This is a genomic window from Haladaptatus sp., assembly GCF_049589095.1.
In the GTDB taxonomy this organism is placed as follows: domain Archaea; phylum Halobacteriota; class Halobacteria; order Halobacteriales; family Haladaptataceae; genus Haladaptatus.
The window spans coordinates 1-2,319 of the sequence record NZ_JBAWAC010000145.1 but is presented as its reverse complement, the minus strand read 5'-3'; the positions used below and the strand labels follow the sequence as shown (position 1 = coordinate 2,319).

Below are 2,319 nucleotides of genomic sequence, written 5' to 3'. Positions count from 1 at the left end.
CGAGCGGCGTCAAATCGACGTACACCCGATTTCCGGCCTCGGCGGAGAGACCGCCCACTTCAGGTGGTCGAAAGCGTTCGGCCCCGCCGTCGATGAACGACCGCCAGAAATCAACGACGAGCGGCGGGAGCGCCTCCGGCATGGCCTGTTGGTGTCCGAAACTCATGTAGACGTGGAGCAGGTCGTCCTCCGGTTGGGGCGAGACGAGCGGAAACAGGGACGTGATGGGACGGGACTGGAGGACGAACAACTCGCCGTCTCGGAACGCCCACTCGATGTCCTGCGGTCCGCCGAACAGTCCCTCGATTTTCTCCCCCTGCTCCACGAGTCGATGAACTTGTTCCGGCGAGAGCGCGCGTCGCCCCCGGGAGTCGTCGGAAACGGTCGCCCGTTCGATGCCGCCTTCGTTTCCGGACCGCACCCGAACCGACTTCTCGCCGATGTCGTACGACAGGACGATGCCATCGCTCCGGTCGACGCGAATCGTGTCGGCGGACACCTCCCCGGCGACGATGGATTCGCCGAGCCCGTAGTTCGCTTCGATGGAGGCGACGGTCCTGTTCTCAGTGATCGGGTCCGCAGTGAAGACGACCCCTGCCGTGTCCGCTTCGACCATCGCTTGGACGACGACTGCCAGTGCGACGCCCGAACTCGGAACGTCGTTTCGAAGCCGGTACGTCACCGCTCTGTCGGTGTACAGGCTCGCCATGCAATCTCGCACCCTGTCGAGAACGGCCTCGGAGGAGACGTTGAGATACGTCTCGTGCTGACCGGCGAACGACGCGCTCGGGAGGTCTTCCGCGGTCGCACTCGACCGAACGGACACGGTCTCCGCGTCGAGTTCCACCAGCGAATCGTCGAGGGCTTTTCGGACACCGGTGGGAAACTCCGCTTCTCGAATCCGTTCCCGTATCGCCGCGCTCAACTCGCCGATACGGTCCGCGTCCGTCGGGTCGAGTTCGTCCACGGCTTCGATCGCTCGGCGAGTTTCTGGATCGGTTACGAGGGATCGATACGCGTCCGTCGTCACGCAGAACCCCGCCGGGACGTCGATTCCCGCGTCCACGAGCCGTGCGAGGTTTGCACCCTTCCCACCGGTTACGGAGGCGTCGATTGCGCTCCCGTCGTCGAACGGGAGGGTGAACACTGCGCTGTCGGAATCCGCTTGTGAGTGATCCATTGGTTTTCTCGTTCGTTGGATCGACAACGGACTCCGTGTCGAATCGCGCCTCGACGGACACCGTTATCGGACATCTGAGTGATTATTGGTGCCATGAATTGTAAATCGTTCTCCCATGTATAGTCGGCTAGTATATAAGTAGGCGCGAATAGCGTCCCGTATGAAGTACGCTCGGCTCACCGGTACACCGGACCCGGAACGAACGCCGGAAATCTTCGATTTGCTCGCACGGTCGTCGTTCGTCGACGAGGCGCGACTGTACGACTGGAACCTCTCCAGCGACGCCGTTACCGCCCTCCTGGAAGTCGACGGTGAGCGGGAGCGATTTCGGGACGAAGCGGCCGACGTCCTCGGTATGCGGTCGGTCGATACGACGCGGATTTCCGAGCGGAGATTTACGCTCCTCGCCGTGCTCGAACCCACCGTCGTTCCGCTGTTGCAGGGACTCGTCGGAACCATCTCGCGGGAGGGGTTGGTGGTCGCAAAGCCACTACTCTACCGTGACGGACAGGTCCACGCTCGAATCGTGGGGAGCGCGCCCGTTCTTCAGCGTGCGGTCGACGAATTTCCGGCGGAGATCGCGCTCGAAATCAGCGCGATCGGGGAGTTCGATAGAAGCCGCGAAACGCCACTCTCCGGGCTTAGCGACCGGCAACGGGAGGCACTCCTGGCGGCGTTCGACCTCGGATACTACGAACACCCGCGACGTGCGACACACGAGGACGTGGCTGCTCGCCTCGACTGTGCGCCGAACACGGCTTCGGAGCACCTCCAGAAAGCGGAAATAAAACTCGTCACCGACGTTCTTCGGTCGGAGTTCGTGCGCTGAGACGGTGGGGGTCCCGTCCGATTCGTGTTCGAACAGACGGCTTCTCCCGAGAAATTCCGTTCGCCGCCGTCTACTTCGACGGAAGGGGTCGGTGGCGAGAGTGCCTACCGTAGTCTGGGATGTTCGTCGTGGTGGCGTTATTCGAACAGTTCGACGGCCTGCCCGTAGCGGTCGGCGGGTTCCTCCCAATCGGCGACTTCGAAGAAGTTGTCGATGAAGTCGCCGCGGTCCGGACCGTAGTCGTAGTAGTAGGAGTGCTCCCACACGTCGAGTGCGAGAATCGGGTGGCTACCCCAGAGTGCGCCCTGGT

3 protein-coding genes are annotated in these 2,319 nt (G+C 62.6%); 1 reads left to right on the top strand and 2 read right to left on the bottom strand.

Annotated elements, in window-relative coordinates:
• Positions 1–1,180: PEP/pyruvate-binding domain-containing protein (locus WBV42_RS04980; protein ID WP_423985046.1), on the bottom strand; the 1,180-nt coding region annotated here is incomplete at its 3' end.
• A gap of 160 nt (positions 1,181–1,340) precedes the next feature.
• Between WBV42_RS04980 and WBV42_RS04975 the strand changes: the two genes are divergently transcribed.
• Entirely contained in the window at positions 1,341–2,009 is a 669-nt protein-coding gene (locus WBV42_RS04975; RefSeq protein ID WP_423985045.1) for a helix-turn-helix domain-containing protein, read from the top strand.
• 137 nt (positions 2,010–2,146) lie between these two features.
• Here the strand turns inward: WBV42_RS04975 and WBV42_RS04970 are convergent.
• The coding region (locus WBV42_RS04970) for a Fe-Mn family superoxide dismutase (RefSeq protein ID WP_423985047.1) at positions 2,147–2,319 on the bottom strand (173 nt) is incomplete at its 5' end.

Coding starts and splice junctions, on each gene's coding strand:
- WBV42_RS04975 (WP_423985045.1), top strand. CDS start 1,341: ATGAAGTACGCTCGGCTCACCGGTACACCGGACCCGGAACGAACGCCG.